16 protein-coding genes are annotated in these 21,101 nt (G+C 71.1%); 9 read left to right on the top strand and 7 right to left on the bottom strand.

Features of this window, described 5'->3' with window-relative positions:
• Nucleotides 1-125 precede the first annotated feature (125 nt).
• The 5 genes from metH (at nucleotide 126) to AGRA3207_RS10775 (ending at nucleotide 8,470) form a co-directional block, all read left to right on the top strand.
• Nucleotides 126-3,719 carry a methionine synthase gene (gene metH, locus AGRA3207_RS10795; protein WP_231334452.1) on the top strand — a complete coding sequence of 1,198 codons (3,594 nt, stop codon included), beginning with the start codon at nucleotides 126-128 and terminating at the stop codon, nucleotides 3,717-3,719.
• A gap of 242 nt (nucleotides 3,720-3,961) precedes the next feature.
• Nucleotides 3,962-5,365 carry an MFS transporter gene (locus AGRA3207_RS10790; protein WP_231334451.1) on the top strand — a complete coding sequence of 468 codons (1,404 nt, stop codon included), beginning with the start codon at nucleotides 3,962-3,964 and terminating at the stop codon, nucleotides 5,363-5,365.
• 355 nt (nucleotides 5,366-5,720) lie between these two features.
• On the top strand, nucleotides 5,721-6,356 hold the full coding sequence (locus AGRA3207_RS10785) for a hypothetical protein (RefSeq protein ID WP_231334450.1): 636 nt from the start codon (nucleotides 5,721-5,723) through the stop codon (nucleotides 6,354-6,356).
• Nucleotides 6,357-6,368: 12 nt separating this feature from the next.
• Complete coding sequence (locus tag AGRA3207_RS10780) at nucleotides 6,369-7,721, top strand: nucleotidyl cyclase domain-containing protein (protein ID WP_231334449.1); 1,353 nt, start codon at nucleotides 6,369-6,371, stop codon at nucleotides 7,719-7,721.
• Nucleotides 7,722-7,810: 89 nt separating this feature from the next.
• Complete coding sequence (locus AGRA3207_RS10775; protein ID WP_231334448.1) at nucleotides 7,811-8,470, top strand: hypothetical protein; 660 nt, start codon at nucleotides 7,811-7,813, stop codon at nucleotides 8,468-8,470.
• Between the two features lie 591 nt (nucleotides 8,471-9,061).
• Here the strand turns inward: AGRA3207_RS10775 and AGRA3207_RS10770 are convergent.
• From AGRA3207_RS10770 to AGRA3207_RS10760, 3 genes are all read right to left on the bottom strand, one after another.
• Entirely contained in the window at nucleotides 9,062-9,871 is an 810-nt protein-coding gene (locus AGRA3207_RS10770) for a nucleotidyltransferase domain-containing protein (RefSeq protein ID WP_231334447.1), read from the bottom strand.
• 121 nt (nucleotides 9,872-9,992) lie between these two features.
• Nucleotides 9,993-10,652 carry a response regulator gene (locus tag AGRA3207_RS10765; protein WP_231334446.1) on the bottom strand — a complete coding sequence of 220 codons (660 nt, stop codon included), beginning with the start codon at nucleotides 10,650-10,652 and terminating at the stop codon, nucleotides 9,993-9,995.
• Nucleotides 10,649-11,794 carry a sensor histidine kinase gene (locus AGRA3207_RS10760; protein ID WP_231334445.1) on the bottom strand — a complete coding sequence of 382 codons (1,146 nt, stop codon included), beginning with the start codon at nucleotides 11,792-11,794 and terminating at the stop codon, nucleotides 10,649-10,651. The genes AGRA3207_RS10765 and AGRA3207_RS10760 overlap by 4 nt, the downstream gene beginning before the upstream one ends.
• A gap of 121 nt (nucleotides 11,795-11,915) precedes the next feature.
• Between AGRA3207_RS10760 and AGRA3207_RS10755 the strand changes: the two genes are divergently transcribed.
• Nucleotides 11,916-13,088, top strand: a complete 1,173-nt coding sequence (locus AGRA3207_RS10755) for a glycosyltransferase 87 family protein (RefSeq protein ID WP_231334444.1) — start codon at nucleotides 11,916-11,918, stop codon at nucleotides 13,086-13,088.
• Here AGRA3207_RS10755 and AGRA3207_RS10750 read toward each other — a convergent pair.
• From AGRA3207_RS10750 to AGRA3207_RS10740, 3 genes are all read right to left on the bottom strand, one after another.
• Nucleotides 13,063-13,794, bottom strand: a complete 732-nt coding sequence (locus tag AGRA3207_RS10750; RefSeq protein WP_231334443.1) for a S1 family peptidase — start codon at nucleotides 13,792-13,794, stop codon at nucleotides 13,063-13,065. The genes AGRA3207_RS10755 and AGRA3207_RS10750 overlap by 26 nt on opposite strands.
• A 413-nt stretch (nucleotides 13,795-14,207) precedes the next feature.
• The gene (locus AGRA3207_RS10745; RefSeq protein ID WP_231334442.1) at nucleotides 14,208-15,212 is read right to left on the bottom strand and encodes a chitinase; all 1,005 of its coding nucleotides are present in this window, start codon (nucleotides 15,210-15,212) and stop codon (nucleotides 14,208-14,210) included.
• A 417-nt stretch (nucleotides 15,213-15,629) separates the two neighbouring features.
• On the bottom strand, nucleotides 15,630-16,355 hold the full coding sequence (locus AGRA3207_RS10740; protein WP_231334441.1) for a haloacid dehalogenase type II: 726 nt from the start codon (nucleotides 16,353-16,355) through the stop codon (nucleotides 15,630-15,632).
• A 116-nt stretch (nucleotides 16,356-16,471) separates the two neighbouring features.
• Between AGRA3207_RS10740 and AGRA3207_RS10735 the strand changes: the two genes are divergently transcribed.
• From AGRA3207_RS10735 to AGRA3207_RS10725, 3 genes are all read left to right on the top strand, one after another.
• Complete coding sequence (locus AGRA3207_RS10735) at nucleotides 16,472-17,272, top strand: class I SAM-dependent methyltransferase (protein WP_231334440.1); 801 nt, start codon at nucleotides 16,472-16,474, stop codon at nucleotides 17,270-17,272.
• 68 nt (nucleotides 17,273-17,340) lie between these two features.
• Nucleotides 17,341-18,438 (top strand): WD40/YVTN/BNR-like repeat-containing protein, encoded by a 1,098-nt coding sequence (locus AGRA3207_RS10730; RefSeq protein WP_231334439.1) that lies wholly within the window; start codon nucleotides 17,341-17,343, stop codon nucleotides 18,436-18,438.
• A gap of 391 nt (nucleotides 18,439-18,829) precedes the next feature.
• The gene (locus AGRA3207_RS10725) at nucleotides 18,830-19,699 is read left to right on the top strand and encodes an MHYT domain-containing protein (RefSeq protein WP_231334438.1); all 870 of its coding nucleotides are present in this window, start codon (nucleotides 18,830-18,832) and stop codon (nucleotides 19,697-19,699) included.
• On the opposite strand, the gene AGRA3207_RS10720 is transcribed toward AGRA3207_RS10725, so the two are convergent.
• The gene (locus AGRA3207_RS10720; RefSeq protein ID WP_231334437.1) at nucleotides 19,688-21,094 is read right to left on the bottom strand and encodes an MFS transporter; all 1,407 of its coding nucleotides are present in this window, start codon (nucleotides 21,092-21,094) and stop codon (nucleotides 19,688-19,690) included. The two genes, AGRA3207_RS10725 and AGRA3207_RS10720, sit on opposite strands and share 12 nt — an antisense overlap.
• Nucleotides 21,095-21,101: the final 7 nt, after the last annotated feature.

Below are 21,101 nucleotides of genomic sequence, written 5' to 3'. Positions count from 1 at the left end.
GTAACCTCGGGAACAGGCCGAGAGGCGCTGCAACGGGCTGGGAGCCCGCCACGCTCGGCCCGAAGGGCGGTGCGCGCCGTCCTCCCTGTACACCAAGGGCGCCTCCCATGAGCGGGAGGTGGCCAGTGCACAAAAACGATGACGCGCTCCGGAGGCTCCTGGACCGGAGGGTGGCGGTGCTGGACGGCGCCTGGGGCACGATGCTCCAGGGCGCGGACCTCACCCCCGCCGACTACCGGGGCGGGCGGTTCGACGATCATCCGCGCGACGTCACCGGCGACCCGGACCTGCTCAACCTGACCCGCCCGGACGTGATCCTGGACGTCCACCGGCGGTACCTCGCGGCGGGCGCCGACATCACCACGACCAACACCTTCACCGCCACGAGCATCGCCCAGGCCGACTACGGGCTGGAGGCGCACGTCCGCGAGATGAACCTGCGCGGCGCCGAGCTGGCCCGGCAGGCGGCGGACGAGGCCGGCGGCGAGCGCTTCGTCGCCGGGTCCGTCGGCCCGCTGAACGTGACGCTGTCGCTGTCGCCGCGGGTGGACGACCCGGCCTACAGGTCGGTGACGTTCGACCAGGTCAAGGACTCCTACGCCGAGCAGATCGCGGCGCTCGCCGAGGGCGGCGTGGACGTGCTGCTGATCGAGACGATCTTCGACACGCTGAACGCGAAGGCCGCCATCGCCGCCGCGCGCGAGGCCGCCCCGCGGCTGCCGCTGTGGATCTCGGTGACGATCACCGACCTGAGCGGGCGGACGCTGTCCGGCCAGACCGTGGAGGCGTTCTGGCGCTCGGTCGAGCACGCCGAGCCGCTGCTGGTCGGCCTGAACTGCTCGCTCGGCGCCGAGGAGATCCGCCCGCACGCGGTCGAGCTGGACCGGCTCGCCGACACCTACACCGCCTGCTATCCGAACGCCGGGCTGCCGAACGCGTTCGGCGGCTACGACCAGACGCCGGACGAGACGGGCCGCCTGCTCGGCGGGTTCGCCGAGGCCGGGATGGTCAACGTCGTCGGCGGCTGCTGCGGGACGGGGCCCGAGCACATCGCGAAGATCGCCGCGGCGGTGGCGGGCCTGGCGCCGCGCGAGGTCGCGCCGGTGCCGTCGGCCACCCGGTTCAGCGGCCTGGAGCCGTTCGCGATCGGCGCGGACACCGGCTTCGTCATGATCGGCGAGCGCACCAACGTGACCGGCTCCGCCCGCTTCCGCAAGCTGATCGAGGCCGGCGACCACCAGGCCGCGGTGGACGTGGCGCTGGAGCAGGTCCGCGGCGGGGCGAACCTGCTGGACGTCAACATGGACGCCGACCTGCTCGACAGCGAGCGGGAGATGACGACGTTCCTGAACCTCATCGCGACCGAGCCCGAGGCCGCCCGCATCCCGATCATGATCGACAGCTCGCGGTGGAGCGTGCTGGAGGCGGGGCTGAAGACCGTCCAGGGCAAGGGCGTCGTCAACTCGATCAGCCTCAAGGAGGGCGAGGAGCAGTTCCTGGAGCAGGCCCGCCGCATCCGCGACTACGGCGCCGGCGTGGTCGTGATGGCCTTCGACGAGCGCGGCCAGGCCGACACGACCGAGCGCAAGGTGGAGATCTGCGGGCGCGCCTACGACCTGCTCACCGGGAAGGCGGGCTTCCCGGCGGAGGACATCGTCTTCGACCCGAACGTGCTGGCCGTCGCGACGGGCATCGCCGAGCACAACGGGTACGCCAAGGCGTTCATCGACGCGCTCCCGCTGATCAAGGAGCGCTGCCCCGGCGCGCGGACCAGCGGCGGGATCTCCAATTTGTCGTTCTCGTTCCGCGGGAACAACGTCGTCCGCGAGGCGATGCACTCGGCGTTCCTGTTCCACGCCGTCCGCGCCGGGCTGGACATGGGCATCGTCAACGCCGGGCAGCTCGCCGTCTACGAGGACATCCCCCGCGACCTGCTCGAACTCGTCGAGGACGTGCTGTTCGACCGCCGTCCCGACGCCACCGACCGGCTCGTGGCGTTCGCCGAGACCGTCACCGGCAAGGGCACCGCGCGCGCCGTGGACCTGTCCTGGCGGGACGCGCCGGTGGAGCAGCGGCTCGCGCACGCCCTCGTCCACGGGATCATCGACTTCATCGAGGACGACACCGAGGAGGCCCGGCAGAAGCTCCCCCGGCCCCTCGACGTCATCGAGGGCCCGCTCATGGACGGCATGAAGGTCGTCGGCGACCTGTTCGGCTCGGGCAAGATGTTCCTCCCGCAGGTCGTGAAGAGCGCCCGCGTGATGAAGCGGTCGGTCGCCTACCTTGAGCCGTTCATGGACGCCGAGAAGGAGGGCAAGCCGGACACCCGCGGCCAGGGCAAGATCGTCCTGGCGACGGTGAAGGGCGACGTCCACGACATCGGCAAGAACATCGTCGGTGTCGTCCTCGGCTGCAACAACTACGACGTCGTCGACCTCGGCGTGATGGTGCCCGCCGCCCGCATCCTGGACACCGCCGTCTCCGAGGGCGCCGACGCCATCGGCCTGTCCGGCCTGATCACCCCGTCGCTGGACGAGATGGTCTCGGTCGCCGCCGAGATGGAGCGCCGCGGGCTGCGGCTGCCGCTGCTGATCGGCGGCGCCACCACGTCCCGCCAGCACACCGCCGTGCGGATCGCCCCCGCCTACGACGCGACGACCGTCCACGTCCTGGACGCCTCCCGCGTCGTCGGCGTGGTGTCCAATCTCCTCGATCCCGAGCGGGCGGCGGCGCTGGACGCCGACAACCGGGTGGAGCAGGAGCGGCTGCGGCGGGAGCACGAGACCAAGCAGCGCCGCCCGATGCTGTCGCTCGCGCAGGCCCGGGCCAACCCCGAGCGGGTGGACTTCGGGGACCTCCCCGTCCCCGCCTTCACCGGCGTCCGCGTCGTCCAGCCGGACCTCACCGCGCTCCGCGAGATGATCGACTGGCAGTTCTTCTTCCTGGCCTGGGAGCTGAAGGGCAAGTACCCGGCGATCCTCGACCAGCCGGTGGCGCGCGAGCTGTTCGACGACGGCAACGAGCTGCTCGACCAGATCATCAAGGCCGGGACGCTCCAGGCCCACGGCGCGTACGCGTTCTGGCCCGCGCACTCCGAGGGCGACGACATCGTCCTGGACGACGGCGGCCGCTTCCCCATGCTGCGCCAGCAGACGTCCAAGCCCGCCGGCCGCCCGAACCGCTGCCTCGCCGACTACGTCGCCCCGTCCGGCGACCACCTCGGCGGCTTCGCCGTGACGATCCAGGGCGCCGACGACCTCGCCTCCGGCTTCGAGGAGGCGGGCGACGACTACCGCTCGATCATGGTGAAGGCGCTCGCCGACCGTCTCGCCGAGGCGTTCGCCGAGTACGTCCACCTGGAGGCGCGCCGCGCCTGGTTCGAGCCGGACGCCGACCCCGCCCTGGAGGACCTGCACGCCGAGCGCTTCCGCGGCATCCGCCCGGCGCTCGGCTACCCGGCGAGCCCCGACCACAGCGAGAAGGAGCTGCTGTTCGACCTGCTGGACGCGGGGCGGCTCGGCATGAAGCTGACCGAGTCGTTCGCGATGACGCCCGCCGCCAGCGTCAGCGGCCTGATCTTCGCCCACCCGTCCTCGCGGTACTTCACCGTCGGGCGGATCGGGCGCGACCAGGCCGAGGACTACGCCCGGCGCCGCGGCGTCCCGCTGCCCGACGTGGAGCGCTGGCTGCGCCCCAACCTCGCCTACGACCCGGAGTGAGACCCCGCCGGAAATTCTTTTTCCGGCAATTCGAACAAATGGCGTCCGTGGTTTTATGGTTCCTTTTCCGGGACTGTAACTTCGCCATACGGCGTGCCGCCGCCTCCGCTGTCATACGCTGATCGCTTCCCACAGGGCGGCGGCACGCCGCCGACCCCGGCAGAGGTCCTAGGGCCATCGGACGTGCCGGACCGGTCCGGCGGCCGACGCGGACCGGGCCGCCCCCGGCGGAGCATGGTCGTATGACCACGACCCATGAGCCCGAAGCGTCCCCGAAGGCGGTGGGACGCGCGGCGGGATCCACCCCCGGCTGGGCCGCGCTGCTCGCCGCGTCCATCGGGCAGTTCCTCGTCGTCCTCGACATCTCCGTCGTCAACGTCGCCCTGCCGGGCATGCGCGCGGGCCTCGGCCTCGGCGCCACCGGCCTCCAGTGGGTCGTCAACGCCTACTCGCTGACCTTCGCGGGGTTCCTCCTGCTCGGCGGGCGCGCCGCCGACCTCTTCGGGCGCAGGCGTGTCTTCGTCGCGGGCCTCGGCCTGTTCACCGCCGCCAGCCTCGCGGGCGGCCTCGCGCAGGACGCGGGCACGCTGATCGGCGCCCGCGCCGCGCAGGGCCTCGGCGCGGCCATCCTCGCGCCCGTCACGCTCTCCCTCATCACCGCGACCTTCCCCGCCGGACCGGCCCGCACCAGGGCCATCGCCACGTGGACGGCCGTCGGCACCGCCGGAGGCGCGACCGGCGGCCTCGTCGGCGGGCTGCTGACCGACCACCTCGACTGGCGCTGGGTCCTGCTGATCAACGTGCCGGTCGGCGCCGTGACCGCCGTGATCGCCGCCCTGTGGCTGCGCGACGACCGTGCCCCCGGGCCCCGCCCGCGCCTCGACCTGCCCGGCGCCCTCCTCGTCACCGCCGGGGTGGCCCTGCTCGCCTTCGGCATCGGCGAGACACAGTCCCACGGCCGGACGGCCGCGGCCGCGTTCACCGCCGGTGCGCTGCTGCTGGCCCTGTTCGCCGCCGTCGAGTCCCGCGTCGCCGAGCCGCTCGTCCGCCTCCGGCTGTTCCGCCTGCGGAGCGTCGCGGCCGGCAACCTCGCCACCCTCGTCAGCACGATGGCGGGCTTCGCGCTCTGGTACCTGCTCTCGCTCTACATGCAGAACGTCCTGCACTACAGCGCCGTCCGCACCGGCCTGTCCTTCCTGCCGCACACCGCGGGCATCATCGCCGGCTCCAAGCTCGCCCCCGTCCTGATGGCCCGCGTGGACGCCCGGCTCCTCGCGGGGACCGGCGGTCTCCTGGCCGCGGCGGGCTTCGGCTGGCAGAGCGCCGTCCTGGACGCCCACGGCACCTTCCTCGGCTCCATCCTCGGCCCCGGCGTCGTGATGGCCGCCGGGTTCGGCCTCCTCATGACCCCGCTGGTGGAGGCGTCCACCGCCGGGACCGCCCGCTCCGAGGCGGGCACCGTCGCCGGGATCGTCAACACCTCCCGCACCATCGGCGGCGCCATCGGCCTCACCGTCCTCGCCACGGTCGCCGCCCGCTCCGGCGCCGACCTCGCCGCCGGCTACGCCACGGCCTTCCGCGCGGCCGCCGTCATCACCGCCGCCGGCACGGCCCTGGTAGCCCTCCTCCCCAGCCCCCGCCCCTGACCCCCCGGGGCGGTACATGGCGGTACCGGCGGGGCAGGACGGATGATCACGCGGAGCCTATTGGCCACTGTAGGTCAATATGGCGGAACTTCTGCGGTAGGGGGAGCATGACCAGCGCTTATGGCCTTGTGCCACGTCCTCGCATTACATCGTTGCGCAGGACGGGGCAGGAGAAGAACTCCCAACAGGAGGGCAGTGGCTCACCTGGTCATTAACCGGACATTGATCTGATTCTGTGCCAGAATCGCGTTAATTGAAAAGACGTTGTGGTCCGCGACGGGGAACGAGCCCTATCATAGGCGACCCGGCCGACTCCTTTTCGGATCGGCGCATAAGCGGAGAGGTGCCTTCACAAATGTCGGACTATGCCTGGGATCACTCGGACAGCCTCGCCCACAAGGTCGAGGTGACCGAGGAGACGCTGCCCAACCGTGTCGCACTGACCGCGACGCAGATCATTACGCGTGGTGAGGACGGCCGGCAGGTACTTCTCGTCGACCCGCATCCGGCGGGCACCTGGGATACATGGATGACGCCCTATTCCTCGCTGGTCCTTGAGGAGGGGGCGCTGAGGGCGAGGGGCCGCGATCTCGGTGCGGATCTTCAGTTCTTGCAGCTCTCACCTGGTGATTCCCTCAAGAGGCTGGCCGACGCGCTTGACCAGCTGGCGTCGGTCTATCAAGAGGAGTACCGGCAGGCGCTCAAGCAGGATCTGAACAATGTGCTTCCCGAGTTGACCGGGGGCTGGCAGGGGGATCCCTTCTACACCAGCTACTCCTTGAAGTTCTCTCAGACTTCGCACAGCTACACCGCGTATCGGTTTGCGTTCTACCGCTCAAGTCCGACCGTAACCGAAGTTGCGGTCGACCATATCTGGGTGGACGCATCGGACTTCCGTGACGTCGAGACCTCTCCCACGCACATCAACGGCAAGGAGGTAGTCTCGAACGTTCCGGTGGCCCTCCGCCAGCTGCTGAACGCGAAAGAGTAGTAAGGAGCGTCGGTGACCTATCAGATCATTGACACCGACCATGTCGACACGCGGCTCACCGAGACACCGTCACAGATCTGGGTGATCTCCTCCCTCGAAATCACCGTGAGGCAGGGCGGCCGGACGTACCTCCTGCTCACATTCCCCAGCTACCCGCTGAAGACCGGCAACGATTCCCCATTGCACGACGAGGGGTATTGGACGCCTCCCTTCGTCGCCTATCCGGTCCCCATGTCGTTCTCCCCGCCGACCACAGTGGGCTCGCTGCAACGGTCCGCGGCCGAACGCTGCGACAGCGTGAACCTTGCAGGAGACCTGTCCCACCTCGCCTACCAGATGGGCCTGCGGGACACCGAGCTGGAGTATCGGGGCAGCTTCATCGAGTTGAAGAGATCGCCCAGGTCGCCGGAGCTCGTCAAGGCATACAAGATCGTCCGGTACGGCCTGGTCGGCGTGGACGCGGCCTGCCAGCGCAATCTCGCGGACCCGGACATGCGGCGGGGCTACGTCTACCTGCCGCTCGACGGATACGAGGAGATGACCAGGCCGGTCCACAGCGCGTTCCATGGCCGTACCGAGCGGTGGTTCCTGGGGAAGCCCCTCATCAGCGACGTGGAGCACATCGTCTCTGACAAGGGCGCGCGCAGCACGATGACGGCCTCCGCGATCGAGATCGATCCGGCGATGTTCTCCCGCCGGGAGTCGGGGATCCTCTGCGTGGTCGACCTCGCCGGCTACGGAGCGGCCCTCAAGTATGCGCGGGAGAACATGCACTCCTTCAGTGAGACGACCAACGTCATCCAGGAGACCTTCCGCAAGTCCATCGCCTCCCAGTTCGACCAGATGCTCGCGAGGCTGGGGACGATGCAGGTGCAGACCGCCGGGGACGGCTTCCTCGCCACCTTTCCGCGCCGGTCGTTCGACGCCGCCTGCGACGTGGTCGACGAACTGCTCGCCGAGTGGCGCACGGTCGTTCAGCGGGTCGGGCTGCTCAACGAAGCGATCAAGAATCCCGCGTACCGGGTCGGCTCGCGCATGGCGTTGCATTTCGGTGAGTACGAGTACGGACGTATCGGCGGGGTCGGCAGTTCCGCCCCGGCGTTCGACGGAGCGGCGATCATCGAGGTCTCCCGGCTCGAGCAGGCGCTCGCGATCGCCGCGAGGGAGGGGACCGTGCCCGAAGGTTCACCGACGGGGCGAGCGCTGGTCTCCCGCGATCACAATGTGATCATCAGTACCGGGATGCGGCAGGAACTCGGAGACGGATGGCGGCCGCGCGACGTCGCCTACCGGCATCTGGGGGAGATCGACCTCTCGGCGAAGGAGTTCGCGGGGCACGGCGAGGTCTGGGCGGCCGGGACATGAGTCACCGGCTTCGCTCCTTCCCGTGCGGACTGGCCGAATCACTGGCCGGTGCCCTCCTGGAGTCCGATGGCGATGTCCGCGGCCTCGCCGTGGATCTCGTCGCGGAGACCGCCGCCCTCGCCGGTGTGGGCGGCGGCTCGCGGGCGGATCCGCCGATGCGATCTCGCGGGCGCATCCATGCCAACGGCTTCCTCAAACTGATCCTGGTAGCGGCGGACGAGTGGTCGGTGCCGGGACTGGCCGGTCACAAGCTGGTGATGCACGTATGGGACGAGTCAACGGCGGGCCGCAGCGAGAACGTGCATGATCATCGCTGGTCGTTCTGGAGCACTCTGGTCTGTGGCCGGCTGCGCTGGGAAAGCTACTCGCTCTCCGGTGACCCCTCCGCCGAGCCCTCGCATATCGAATTCGAATACCGAAGCCCGGGAGACGCCGACCGGTACGCGATGCTTCCGAAACGCCGCGTCCCATTAGAATGCGATTTCATGTTCACGGCTCCGGCTGGAGCGACGTTCCGCATGTCGGAGAACGAACTGCATAGGGTGACCAGGGCGGACACGGATATTTCAGCGACTCTCTTTCTTCAGGGCGCTCCGGTCCGGGACACGACCAGGGTCTACATGCCTGTTTCGGTCGGACCTCACGAAAGGGAAGGGTCCTTCAGTACCGTCGCGGTCGAGGAGAAAGCGAGCCTGCTGTCGTCGGATTCGCTTCGCCGTCTTCTCGAAGGCGTACTCGAAGGATGCTGAGGTTTCTCCACCGAGGACATTGGTGGATGTTATCGCTCTCCGTCCGTCAGAAGGCCCATTTCCCGGCGTACCGCGCCCTCCAACCCTCCCTTGTCGCCGACTCGCCGGAAGTCTTCCTCCCGCAGGTTGCGGAACATCACCCCCGGCTCTCGGTGCGTCACGCTCACCCCGATGGCGGCGAGCTCACAGACGTCGCCCGGGGGCCCGGGCAAGTCGCCGGAAACGACGAACATCCGGAGTGAACGCATGCCGGCACGGTACGCGGCCAGCGATCGGTGAACGCCGTCCACCAGTACGAGACGGTCCCCATGTCGTTCGGCGACAGGGGGGATGATGAGGGACGGCCCGGGCTCGCCGACCGAGCGGGCAGGGACGTAGGGATCTAATCGCCCGGCGCGATAGCGGCCGAGAAGGCGGCCTGCGGCGTGAAGCCTCTGAGAGCGCGCCACATGGACAAGCGACCGCACTCCGCTGATCTCGACTTCGTGCCACGTCAGTGACGCGCCCGCGTAGGGGACAGGCCACATCCGTGCCAGCGCGGAGGCGATCACGGGGCGGACGGTTTCCGGCGCCACTCTCTCCAGCACGTCCTCATCGGCCTTCGGCGTGTCCGGCCGACGTCTTCAGCTGTGCGATCATCGCCTCTCTCGTCTCCGCCGCGAGCCCCTCCACGACCGTGATCGCCTCGATGCAGAGGCGGCCCAGCATCCAGTGGGCTTTGGTGAGTGACATCTCCGCCACGGCTTCGTGGACGCCCGCCGCGAGGAGGGCCGAGGGATCCCGCAGGGCGTCGTCGGCGACGCAGTGTCCGTACCACCAGTGGTCGTCGGCCGAGCCGTGCACCCCCAGCAGCAGGTTGACGATCTTGGAGATCCGGTAGCGGGCCTGCACCGCCCGTCCTCGCGCGACGCTCTTCGTCGCTCCCGCGTACTCAGAGACGAGCTGGACGGCCATGCGGGTCGTATGAGCGTTTCGCGTTCGGGGATTCCGGCATTCCGCGAGGAGGGCGTCATTGAGGGCGCTGAATCGGCCATCCGGATCCCACACCATCTCGGTTCCCTCCCGGAGTGGCGTCGGAAAACCGCCGGCATCCTCGAAGAAAAGATCACACAGACCGATTGTGCTGCCCAGGACGGTGTACTTCAATCCGAACTCTGGAACGAGGCTGGCGTACGTTTCAGTCACACGACCAGGGAGGAGATCCGTGAGAAAGGAAGGCGGCTTCCTGAAGAGCGCGGTCAGCTCGTCCGGGTCGATCAGGAAGAAGAGGTCGATGTCAGAGAATTCATCGGCTGTTCCCCGGCCATACGATCCGCCCATGGCGATTCCGAGAACCCGTCCGGTCGCCGCGGCGGCGTCGAGGAATGAGGAGAGCCAAGCGGACTCCACGCTCCTGGTCATCTCACATCTCTATCGTGCGGCGTGACAGCGGTCAATGTGATGGGTTGATTGGCCCTTCCCGGTCACGCGGGCCGCACCGCACGGTCTTTCCCGTCCCGTCCGGCCCCATTTGTTCCGGCGGTCAGGGGGTGACCAGGCCGGTTTCGTAGGCGGCGATCACGAGGTGGACGCGGTCGCGGGCGTCGAGTTTGGTGAGGAGGCGGGCGACGTGGGCCTTGGCGGTGGCGGCGCTGATGTGCAGGGCGGCGGCGATCTCGGCGTTGGACAGGCCGCCGCCGACGAGGGTCAGGACCTCGCGCTCGCGGCCGGTGACGGCGTCCAGGCGCGGGCCGCCGGCGCGGCCGCGGCGCGGGGCGGGACGGGCCGCGAAGTGCTCGATGAGGCGGCGGGTGACGCTGGGCGCGATCAGGGCGTCCCCAGAGGCGACCACGCGGATCGCGCCGAGGATCTCCTCCAGGGCCATGTCCTTGACGAGGAAGCCGCTCGCGCCCGCCCGGAGCGAGCCGTAGACGTACTCGTCGTCGTCGAACGTGGTGAGCATGAGGACGCGGGGCGCGCCGGTGGCGGCGGTGATGCGCCGGGTCGCCTCGATGCCGTCCAGGCCGGGCATGCGGATGTCCATCAGCATGACGTCGGGACGGACGTCGCGGGCCAGCGCGACGGCCTCGGCGCCCGTGTCCGCCTCGCCGGCGAGGGCGAGGTCGGGATGGTCGCCGAGCAGGACGCGGAGCCCGGCGCGGATCAGCGGCTGGTCGTCGACGAGGACGACGCGGACCGTCACCGGGCCTCCAGCGGCAGCCGCGCCGCGACCCGGAAGCCGCCCCCGGGGCGCGGGCCCGCGGTGAGGTCGCCCTTGAGCAGCCCCGCCCGCTCCCGCATGCCGACGAGGCCGAAACCGCCGCCGGTCGCGGCGGGGCCGCGGCCGTCGTCGAGGACCTCGACCGTCAGCTCCTCGTCCCGGTAGCCGACGCGGACCTCGCAATCGCGGGTGCCCGCGTGCCGGACGACGTTGGTGAGCGCCTCCTGGATGATGCGGAACGCCGACAGGTCGATGTCCGGGGGGAGCGGGCGGCGCTCGCCGTGCCAGCGCAGGTCCACGGCGACGCCCGCGTCGCCGGTCGCCGCGACGAGGCGGCCGAGGTCGGCCAGGCCCGGGGCCGGGTCGAGCGGCGCGGCGGACCCGGGGCCGGGATCGGCGTGGCGGAGCGCGCCCAGCATCCGGCGCAGCCCCGACAGGGTCTCCCGGCTCGTGGCCTCGATGGCGTCCAGCGCGTTGCGGGCCTCGCCGGGCCGGGTGTCCAGGACGCGGCTGCCGACACCGGCCTGGATCGCGATGACGCCGATGCTGTGCGCGACCATGTCGTGCAGCTCGCGGGCGATGCGGAGCCGCTCGGCGGCGACGGCCTGGGACGTCGCGCGCGCGGCCATCTCGGCGGCGTGCTGGCGCCGCTCGCGGGCCGAGCCGCCCACCGTCCAGGCGGCGACGAGGGCCGCGACGACGAGGACGGCCCTGGTGAGCACGTCCGTCCCGGGGTCGAGCACGGTGGCGGCGGCCTGCGCGGCGAGGGCCATGCCCGCGGCGGCCAGGGACGTCCGGCGCCGGTGGGCGAACGCGACGTAGCACACCGCGAGGTCGGTCACCAGCATCTGCAGGGCGCCGGCCATGAACGAGTCCAGCGCGAGGACGGCGCCGGTCCAGGCGATGACGAGCACCCCGAGGGCGGGCAGCGGCCACCGGCGCAGCAGGCGCGCGACGACGGCGGTGAGGGCGGCCGACACGACCACCTTGACGGCGGTGAAGCCGTACCGGGAGCCGCTCATCATCACGAACACGGCGGACGGGTAGAGGGCGGCGCCGGTCCACGCGAGACCCGTCCAGAGGGCCCGGCGCTGCGAGGAGGCGGAGCTCCGTCCGGCGGCCATGCGCCAGATCGTAGCCGCGGGGCCGGACGCGGGCATCGGCCCGCAGGCGTACGCCCGCGGGCCGATCCACCGTGGCCGGCGGCCCGATGTCCCGCGCGTCCGCCCGCGGAACCGTTGATCCATGCTGAAGCGCTGCGTCTACTGTGTGCTGGCGGCGGAGGCCGCGGCGGTCCTGGTGTTCGCCGTCGTCTACGACTCCCTGGACTTCCGTATCTACATGCTCGGCGGACGGGCGGTCACCGGCGACGCGCGGCTCTACACCGATCGCCTCGCGGAGCACTGGTTCACCAACACGCCGTTCATGGCCGCCCTCTTCGTCCCGCTGTCCGAGGTCCCCCTCACCGCGGCGCGGGTCGGCTGGCAGCTGGCGTCGGTCGCGGCGTTCGCGTGGGCCTGCGCGGAGGTGCTGAGGCTCGCGGGCCGCCGCGTCTCCCGCCGGTCGGCCGCCGCCGCGGCCGCCGCCGGGATGGCGCTCCAGCCGATGTGGCAGACGATCTTCCTGGGGCAGGTCAACCTGTTCCTGCTCGCGCTCGTCCTGGCCGACGTCCGCCGTGTCTCGGACGGACGGCCGGCGGGGATCGGCATCGGGATCGCGGCGGCCGTCAAGCTGACCCCGGCGATCTTCGTCGTGCTGCTCCTGGCCGCCGGGCGGGTCAGGGCGGCGGCCACGGCGGCGGCGGCCTTCGTCGTCTGCGGGCTCCTCGCGTACGCCATCGCGCCGGGTGCCTCCCGGCTGTACTGGCTCCACACCTTCTACGACACCTCCCGGGTGGGCGTCCCGTACATCAGCAACCAGTCGCCCTACGGCGCGGCGGCCCGGATCCTGCGCGGCGAGGACAACATCGGCGGCTGGTACCCCCTCCTCCAGGCGGCGATCGCGGTCGCCGGCCTTCTCGTGGCGGTCCGCTGGGCCAGGAGAGACGACTGGCTGGGCGCGGCGGCGGTGACCGGTGTGACCGGGCTGCTCGTCTCCCCGATCTCCTGGGCGCACCACTGGGTCTGGGTCGTGCCCGCGCTGGCGGTGTTGCTGCGCGAGGGGAGCCGGGTCCTCGCCGCGGGCGGTTATGTGCTCTTCGTCCTGTCACCGCTGTGGTGGACGCCGAGCCACGGCTCGCCGGGCCAGTACGGCTTCCACGGAGCGCTGACGCTGGTCGCGAACTGCTACCTGGTGGCGGGGGTGCTCTTCCTCGTCCACATGTCGCTGCGACTAAGGAGAGTCCCTAGGCCGCCCGCTCCCCGGGCGGCCGGCGGAGGGCTTCCCGGAGAGGTCAGCGGCCCGCTGTGGTGCCGATGATCTGCAGGATCTGCGCGCGGTAGGCGGTGACGTCGCCGTAAGTGGCGGGGGAGACCGCGCAGGGCTCGGACGTGCCGCGGCTGGTCGCGCCGATCAGCTTCCAGGCGCCGGGCCCGCCGGTGACGGCCGGTCCGCCGGAGTCGCCGTAGCAGGCCCCCTTGCCGTCGCCGCCGTCCACGCACAGCTCGGTCGCGCCGGTGATCCCCGAGCAGCGGGAGTCCTCGACGATCCCGGTGTCGAGCTGCTGGAGGTCGACGGGTGCGCCGCCGCAGCCGCGGCTCGCGCACGTCTGCCCCCAGCCGATGATCCGGGTGGCCACGCCGGCCGGCGCGCCGTCGGCGATCTCGATGGGCGCCGACGTCGCGGCGGAGGCCAGCTGGAGCAGGGCGACGTCCCCGCCGACCGCCCGCCGGGCGGCCACCTTCACGACCTCGCCGCCGGCGTTGTAGGTCGTGCTGCCGATCCGCACCTGGGCGGGCTGGCCGCAGTGCCCCGCGGTGACCACCCAGCGGGGGGCGACGAGCGAGCCTCCGCAGGAGTGGTTGCCCCCGGCGCCCTGGAGCGAGGCCATGAACGAGTAGGTCTCCGTGGCGGGCACGCCGCCGACGATGCCGGCGGGGGGCGACGGCTCGGCGCCCGCCACCGGCGTCCCGGACAGGGTGAGGAGGGCGAGGGGCACGGCGGTCAGCAGGCTGCGCGTTCTCATGGCTGGGGGTTCCTTTCACGCGAGCGGGGGGCGTGCCGGCCGCAGGGCCCTGCCGGTCACCGGCCGCGCGGCGCTTCTGGGAGCGGGTGCGCAGCGCGACCGGTCACCCGACTATCGACCACCCGTCTGGAAGTTTCCATTTCCAGATTTCGTGTGAACCGGTCCAACAGAAGGAACCGCAGCACGAGAAGGGATGACCACCTGCGAAAATTCGAGGGGTCCTCGGGGACAACTGAATATTCGCTGATTTTCAACTCGGAGAAAGCCCGCACACGCGACACGTCCGCCGGTGGTCTCCCTTGAGGGACCGTGTTCCGGCGGACGTGGGGCGGACGTGGGGCGGACGGGAAGGGCGCGGCCTGCGTTCGGGGCAGGGGAACGCAGGCCGCGCCGGGAGCGGGATCAGGGGCGGATCAGAAACCGGCCGTGATCTTGGAGAACTCCCAGGGTTGCTGGTCGGTACCACTGCAGGTCTCAGTGGTGCCACCGCCCGGGCAGGGACGGTCGCGGTTCACCGACCAGAACGTGAAACGGACGAGGCCCTTGGACTTGGCCCAGTCGCGGATCTTCGTCCAGGTGGCGGTCGAGGTAAGCTCGTTCTGGTCCGACATGCCGTTCATGCCGGAGATCCCCATGTGCTTGTAGGCGACCTCGTCGGTCCACTTGAAGGCCGACTTGAGCGCGTCGCGCAGGCCCTCGGAGGACTTGATGGTGTTGGCGTACATGTCCGCGCCGCCGTTGAAGTCGAACGGCATGATCGTGAACACGTCGACATCGGCCTGCAGCTTCGCCGACTGGTCGATGAGGCGCTTGCCCGTGGCGTTCGGGCCGCTCGTCAGGGTGGGGAAGGTGAGGATCGTCTGGATGCCGGGGTTCTTCTGCTTGACGATCTTCAGGGCGCCGAGGATGCGGTCCTGGACGGTCGCGTTCTCGAACTCGTCGGTGTTCTCGATGTCGATGTCGATGGCCTTGAGCTTGAAGGCGTCGATCACCTTCTGGTAGGCGCCGGCGAGCGCCTCGGGCGAGGTGCAGTTCGGGCCGAGCTTGTTGCCCGACCAGCCGCCGATGGACGGCAGCACGTCGCCGCCCGCCGCGCGGATCTGCGAGATCGTCTTCTCGTCGATGCCGCCGGTCAGGGGGCGCTGGCCGTCCCAGCCGGGGTTGCAGCCGCCGCTGGACAGGATGAACGCCATCGTGAACCACTTGACGCCGCTGGCGCTCATGACCGTGGTCGGGTTGGGCGGGCTGCCCCATCCCATGTACAGGTACGGGGCGGCGGCGCCGACGGCGGAGGTCGAGGGCCCGGACGGCTTGGTGACGGAGGTGGTGGAGGCCGGCGTGGCGTGGGCCTGGCCGGGGACCATCAGGGCGAGGTCCAGCGCGCAGAGCGCGGCGAGTGCGGGCAGGAATCTTCTCATTTTCGCTCCCGGGTAGGAGATGCGGACACGGCGGGAATCCCCCGGACCCCGAGTTCGGTCATGATGCGCGGGGACGGATCACGGCTGGCGGGGAGAGCGGGCCACCTTCCTCCTCGAATCATTAGGAAAGTTTCCTATAAGTTCGCCTGCACAGTAACCAGCTCGTAGCCGACGGGCAAGCCCTTCTTGGGCTCGCGGTCATACGCCCGTCCGACCACCCCAGCTAGAAGGCCGAACCACCAGGCCCAAGGCGAAAATCGGCACAATATGACAAGGTGCCGGGGGGCGGTTGGCAGGGAATGGGAAAAGGCGGCCTCGCGGGGCGCGATAGGGCCGGAGTGACACCGTTCGGCGGCCGAGGACGTCGGCGTTCAGCGGCCGAGGGTTCCCGCGCTCAGCGGCCGGGGGAGCCCGCGCTCAGCAGCCGAGGACGTCGGCCAGCTGCGGGAAGCCGGTGACCGTCAGATCGCTCGTGGTGGCGGACGCGCGGTCCGCCTCCCGCGCGGGCCCCTTCTCTAGCGGGCGCTCCAGGAACGCGGTGGCGAGCCCGGCCGCCCGGGCGCCGTCGATGTCCCACGTATGGCAGGCGACCATGAGGATCTGCGAGGGGGCGACGTCCAGCAGCCGCGCGGCGGTGAGGTACGCCTCCGGGGCGGGCTTGTAGGCGCGTGCCAGCTCCGCGGACAGGACGCAGTCGAAGGGCAGTCCCGCCGCCTTGATGAGATGGGTCATCAGCGCGAACCCGCCGTTGGACAGGGCGGCCACGACATGGCGCCGCCGCAGCCGCGCCAGGCCGTCCGCCGCGTCCGGCCAGGCGGGAAGGCGGTGCCAGACGCGGACGAGGCGGTCGCGCGCGGCGCCGTCGAACGCGTCCGCGAGACCGCGGTCGCCGAGCAGGGCGTCCAGGGACTCGCGGTGCAGCGTGTCGAGATAGGCCCAGTCGCGCAGCCCGTCGTTGACGCGCCGCATGGACGGCAGGTACCGGTCGCGCCAGTCGTCGGCGAACACCCCGCCGTCCAGGTCCACGCCGTGCTCGGCCGCCACCGCGGCCACCTGCCCGGCGACGCCCGTGCGCCAGTCGACGGTGGTGCCGAAGATGTCGCAGGCCACCACCCGCACCGCGGTCGCGTCGAATCCCGTCATGAGCACCCCGTCCCCCTTGTATCACGGGGCCCCGCCCCCGGGCGCGGACGGCGGGCCCGTGACGGCCCTCAAAAGGGTTTGCCCGCGGCGCCGCCGCCTCCCTACGCTCGCGCCACGTGACCGACGAATCGGCGGCGATCAACCGCGCCAACTGGGACGTCTGGGCCGCCGCGCACGGGCAGGACGCCTACTACGACGGCGAAGCGCTGCTGGCGGGCGCCGACTCGCTGACCGACGTGGAGGACGCCGCCGTCGGGGACGTGACGGGGCTGGACGTCCTGCACGTCCAGTGCCACCTCGGCTTCGACTCGATCTCCCTGGCCCGCCGGGGCGCCCGCGTGACCGGCGCCGACTTCTCGCCCGTGGCCCTGGAGAAGGCACGCGACCTGGCCCGCCGCTGCGGCGTGGACGTCCGCTTCGTCGAGGCCGACGCCACCGCGCTGCCTCCCGCGCTGCACGGCCGCTTCGACCTCGCCTACGCCACCATCGGCATCCTGTGCTGGATCGCCGACGCCGGCGCCTGGATGCGCTCGGTCGCCGCGACGCTCAGGCCCGGCGGGCGCCTCGTGCTGATCGACGGCCACCCGCTCGCGAGCATGATCGCCGGTCTCGACCCCCTCGTCCTGGACTTCCCGTACGCCTTCGACGGGCCCCACGAGTTCAGCGGGACCGCCTCGTACGCCACCGAGACGGGACCCACGACGTCCGTCGAGTTCGCCCACTCGCTGGGCGAGATCGTGACCGCCGCGGTCACGGCGGGCCTGCGCGTCACCCGCCTGGAGGAGCATCTCGACACGCCCCTGGACCCGGGCTGGGGACGTCCGCCCGGCCCCGGCGGACGCCACCGCCTGCGGGTGAGCGGCCACGACCTTCCCGTCCTGTACACCCTCCTGGCCGAGCGCCCGGCCCCCGCCTGACCCTCCGCCGCGCCACCGCTCCGCTCCGGGGCTGGACGGGTTGATCATCTTTCGTTAGCTTGCGGGCCATGAAGCCGATCGCCCGGATGTCCTCCCTCGCCGGCGTGTGCGTGATCGCGGCGTCCCTCACGGTCCCCGGCACCGCCGGTGCCGCCTCCGCCGGGCCGTCGGCCCGTCCCGCGCCGACATGGCGGTCCACGCCGACCGGGACGGACTCGCGGCTGCGCGGTCTCGCGGCGGTCAGCCGGAAGGTCGCCTGGGCGGCGGGCAGCGGCGGCACCGTCCTGCGGACGACCGACGCCGGACGCACCTGGCGCACGACCGGCCCGCCCGACGCCGCGGGGCTGGAGTTCCGCGACATCGAGGCGTCCGGCGCCGACCGGGCCGTGGTGCTGGCGATCGGCGAGGGCGAGGCGTCACGCGTCTACCGGACCTCCGACGGCGGCCGGACCTGGGAGCTCGCCTTCAAGAACGACGAGCCCCGCGCGTTCTACGACTGCATGACGTTCTTCGACCGGCGCCACGGGCTCGCCGTCAGCGACCCCGTCGACGGGCGCTTCCGCATCATCTCCACCCGCGACGGCGGGCGCAGCTGGAAGGTGCTCCCCAACACGGGCATGCCGGACGCCTTGCCGGGCGAGGCCGCGTTCGCCGCCAGCGGGCAGTGCCTGGTGAGCCAGGGGCGGCGGGACGTGTGGCTCGCGACCGGGGGCGCGTCCAAGGCGCGGGTGTTCCACTCCCGGGACCGGGGCCGCACCTGGACCGTGGCCGACACGCCCCTGCCGAGCAGCGCGTCGCAGGGCGTGTTCGCGGTCGCGTTCCGCGACAGGCGGCACGGGATCGCGGTGGGCGGCGACTACCGCCCGGGGGAGCCGTCCCCGTCCGCGGCCGCGACCACCTCCGACGGGGGTCGCACATGGCGCCCGGCGCCGCGTCCCCCGGCCGAGTACAGGTCCGGCGTGGTGTGGCCGGTGTACACGGGCCCGGCCGCGCTCGCGGTGGGCCCGACGGGCAGCGACGGCACGCTCGACGCCGGGCGGACCTGGACGCGCTTCGACACCGGCAGCTTCGACACCGTCGACTGCGCGCCCGACCGCTCCTGCTGGGCGGCCGGGGAGAAGGGCCGCGCGGCCACCCTGCTGCTCAGGGACGACGGCGGACAGTAGCCACAGCGGCACACCCCGCATCAAGATCATTCCTGAGCTGGCCGGTCACCACCCGCCAGGAGGCCGGAAGCGGCCAGCGGGGGTTACGCCCGTTCCGCTGGATGAAACGATATCCGTGTGACGTAATGGACTCCTGTTTCGCCAGCTCAGCGCCGGTCGCCCAGTGCCATGGGGTTCCGCCGCCCGCCGCGGTGCCGCCGTCCGGGCGCCAGGGGCGTCATGCGAGCCCTTTGTATCGGTCCAGAACGCTCTGACGTTACCGTTACCTGCCTACTGTCACCGAATGTCCCCTATAGGCCACGCTAGGCCGCCCGGATTCGCGGATACCCTCTCGGCAAGTTCGCGCGGGCTTACCGTCAGCCGCGGGACGGAATCATCGGGGGCGCGCTTCATGACACACGTTCATCACTTCACCTATGGGCCGCTCACCCCGATCGCCGCCTACGTGATGTCCTTCGTCGGGGCGCTACTCGGGCTGCAATGCACGTCCCGGGCGCGGGTGGCCACGGGACGGTCGCAGGCGTCGTGGCTGGCGCTCGCGGCGGTGTCCATCGGCGGCACCGGCGTCTGGGTCATGCACTTCATCGCGATGCTCGGGTTCAGCGTGGGCGGCATGGACATCCGCTACAACGTCCCCCTCACGCTGTTCAGCGCCGTCATCGCGATCGGGGTCGTCGGGGTCGGGATGTTCCTGGTCGGGTTCGGCGGCGAGAAGGCGCGCTTCATCCTCCCGGCGGGCATCATCACCGGGCTCGGCGTGGCCAGCATGCACTACGCCGGCATGGCCGCCATGAACATGCCCGCGGACGTCTCCTACCAGCCCGGCATCGTGCTGCTCTCCGTGGTGATCGCCGTCGTGGCGGCCAGCGCCGCGCTCTGGTTCACCCTGCGGGTCCGCCGCACCGCCGCGACCGTCGGCGCCGCCCTGATCATGGGCGTGGCCGTCTCCGGGATGCACTACACCGGGATGGCGGCCATGCGGGTGCGGTCGCTGCCGGGCGCGGACCCGGCGTCCGGCGCCCAGGCCGGGAACCTGCTGATGCCCCTGATCGTCGGCGTCAGCATCGTGGCGGTCGCCCTGCTGGTGATCGTCTCGGTGTACCCGAGCGAGAACGAGGTCGCCTACATGGCCGAGCTGGAACGCCAGCTCCGCGACCGGAGGGCGGCATCGCAGCCGCCCGCGCGCTCACCGGGCGTCCCGCCGGGCGGCGAGAGGCAGGCGGGCGAGTGGTTCGGCGGAGGCCCGCCGTCACAGCGGTGACGCCCTGACGGCAGGCGTATCAGCCGCCGCCCTGCCCCCCACCATGCTCGAAGCGCGAGGGACGGACGCTCTCCGCCAGAGCCGTCCGACGACGATGAACCCGCCCTCGCCCTGCCCGCTCCTCCAGCGCGCACGCACCACGGACGGGACCAGTGCCACCGCCGAAACCGCCGACCGGTTCCCGAGGAACCGGGACGCGAGGAAGAAGACCGCCAGCAGCACGGCGATGGCGAAGGTGCCGCCTGCCGCGATGTGCGCGGTCATCCGCGGGCCGAATCCGGCGACGGCGTATCCGGCGATGAGCGAGCCCAGGGCGGTCGCCCCCGCGGTCAGCAATCTGTCGGCCCGCATCACCCGGCCGAGACGTTCCGGCCGAACCGAAGCGATCCGATGGACCGCGAGCACCACATTGATCTGCGTTCCGACGAAATTGCACATCGCCCAGGCCAGCATTGCGGTGAGAGGTTGACGAAGCGTCCCGCTCACCACAAACAGCAGCGGCGCCCAGGTCAGGAAGCAGGCGAGGAGGAACGACCGTTCCGGCAGGATCTGATGGATCCTCGGCGCGGCCAGCCAGCCCGCCACTCCTGCGACCGCGGGCAGGGCGAAAAGAACGCCGATGAGCGCGGGCGGCATGGTCTGCCGGACGGCCGTGTCGAGCAGGAGCAGAGGGACGGCCTGGACGAGGAACACGGCCGTCGAGCAGGCGATGGCGGCGGCGCCGAGAAAGGGGTCGCGGCCGATGATCCTGAGACCGTCCAGCGTCGCCGCCCCCGGCAGAGAGGCGCGCGACGATCGGCCCGGTCGGTGAGGCAGAGAGGCCCGCCGGACTCCGGTGCGTGAAAGCCGCAGGGTGATCGCAAGGGAGGCGAGAGACGTCACCGCGTCGAAGAGGACGGGAAGGGCGGCGTTGAGGCTCAGGAGGACGCCCCCGAGCACGCGGCCCGGGATGGCCATGACCTTGGGATAGATCTCACTCCTGGCCAGGGCCTCCGGAAAGACATCCTGCGGAATGAATTGCCTCAGCGCCTCCGCCTCCGCCGCCGTGCGGAAGCACTCCCAGCACGCGTTCAGGAAGGTCGCGATGATGAGCGGCCACACCGGCTCTTCGACCAAGAGAAAGGCAATGCCCAGCGTCTGTGACGTGAGGATGCGGGCCATATGGATCATGACCAGCGATCTCCTGGGGTCCACCCGGTCCGCCATCGCCGCGGCCAGCGGGCCGAGGAGGAACGGGGGGATGAGCCCTGCGGCGACGGTGAGGCCCGTGAGGATCGGTGAGCGCGTCATGAACAGCACGAGGAGCGGGCTCGCGACACCCATCCCTGCGGACCCGAGGGTCGAGATCGCGGAGCCGGTGGCGAGCGTCCGTGAGGCGCGGCGGCGAACGGCCATCTTGACG

The sequence above is a fragment of the Actinomadura graeca genome, assembly GCF_019175365.1.
Classification (GTDB): Bacteria; Actinomycetota; Actinomycetes; order Streptosporangiales; family Streptosporangiaceae; genus Spirillospora; species Spirillospora graeca.
The sequence above is the reverse complement of the archived record's forward strand: the minus strand, read 5'-3'. Positions and strand labels throughout refer to the sequence as shown.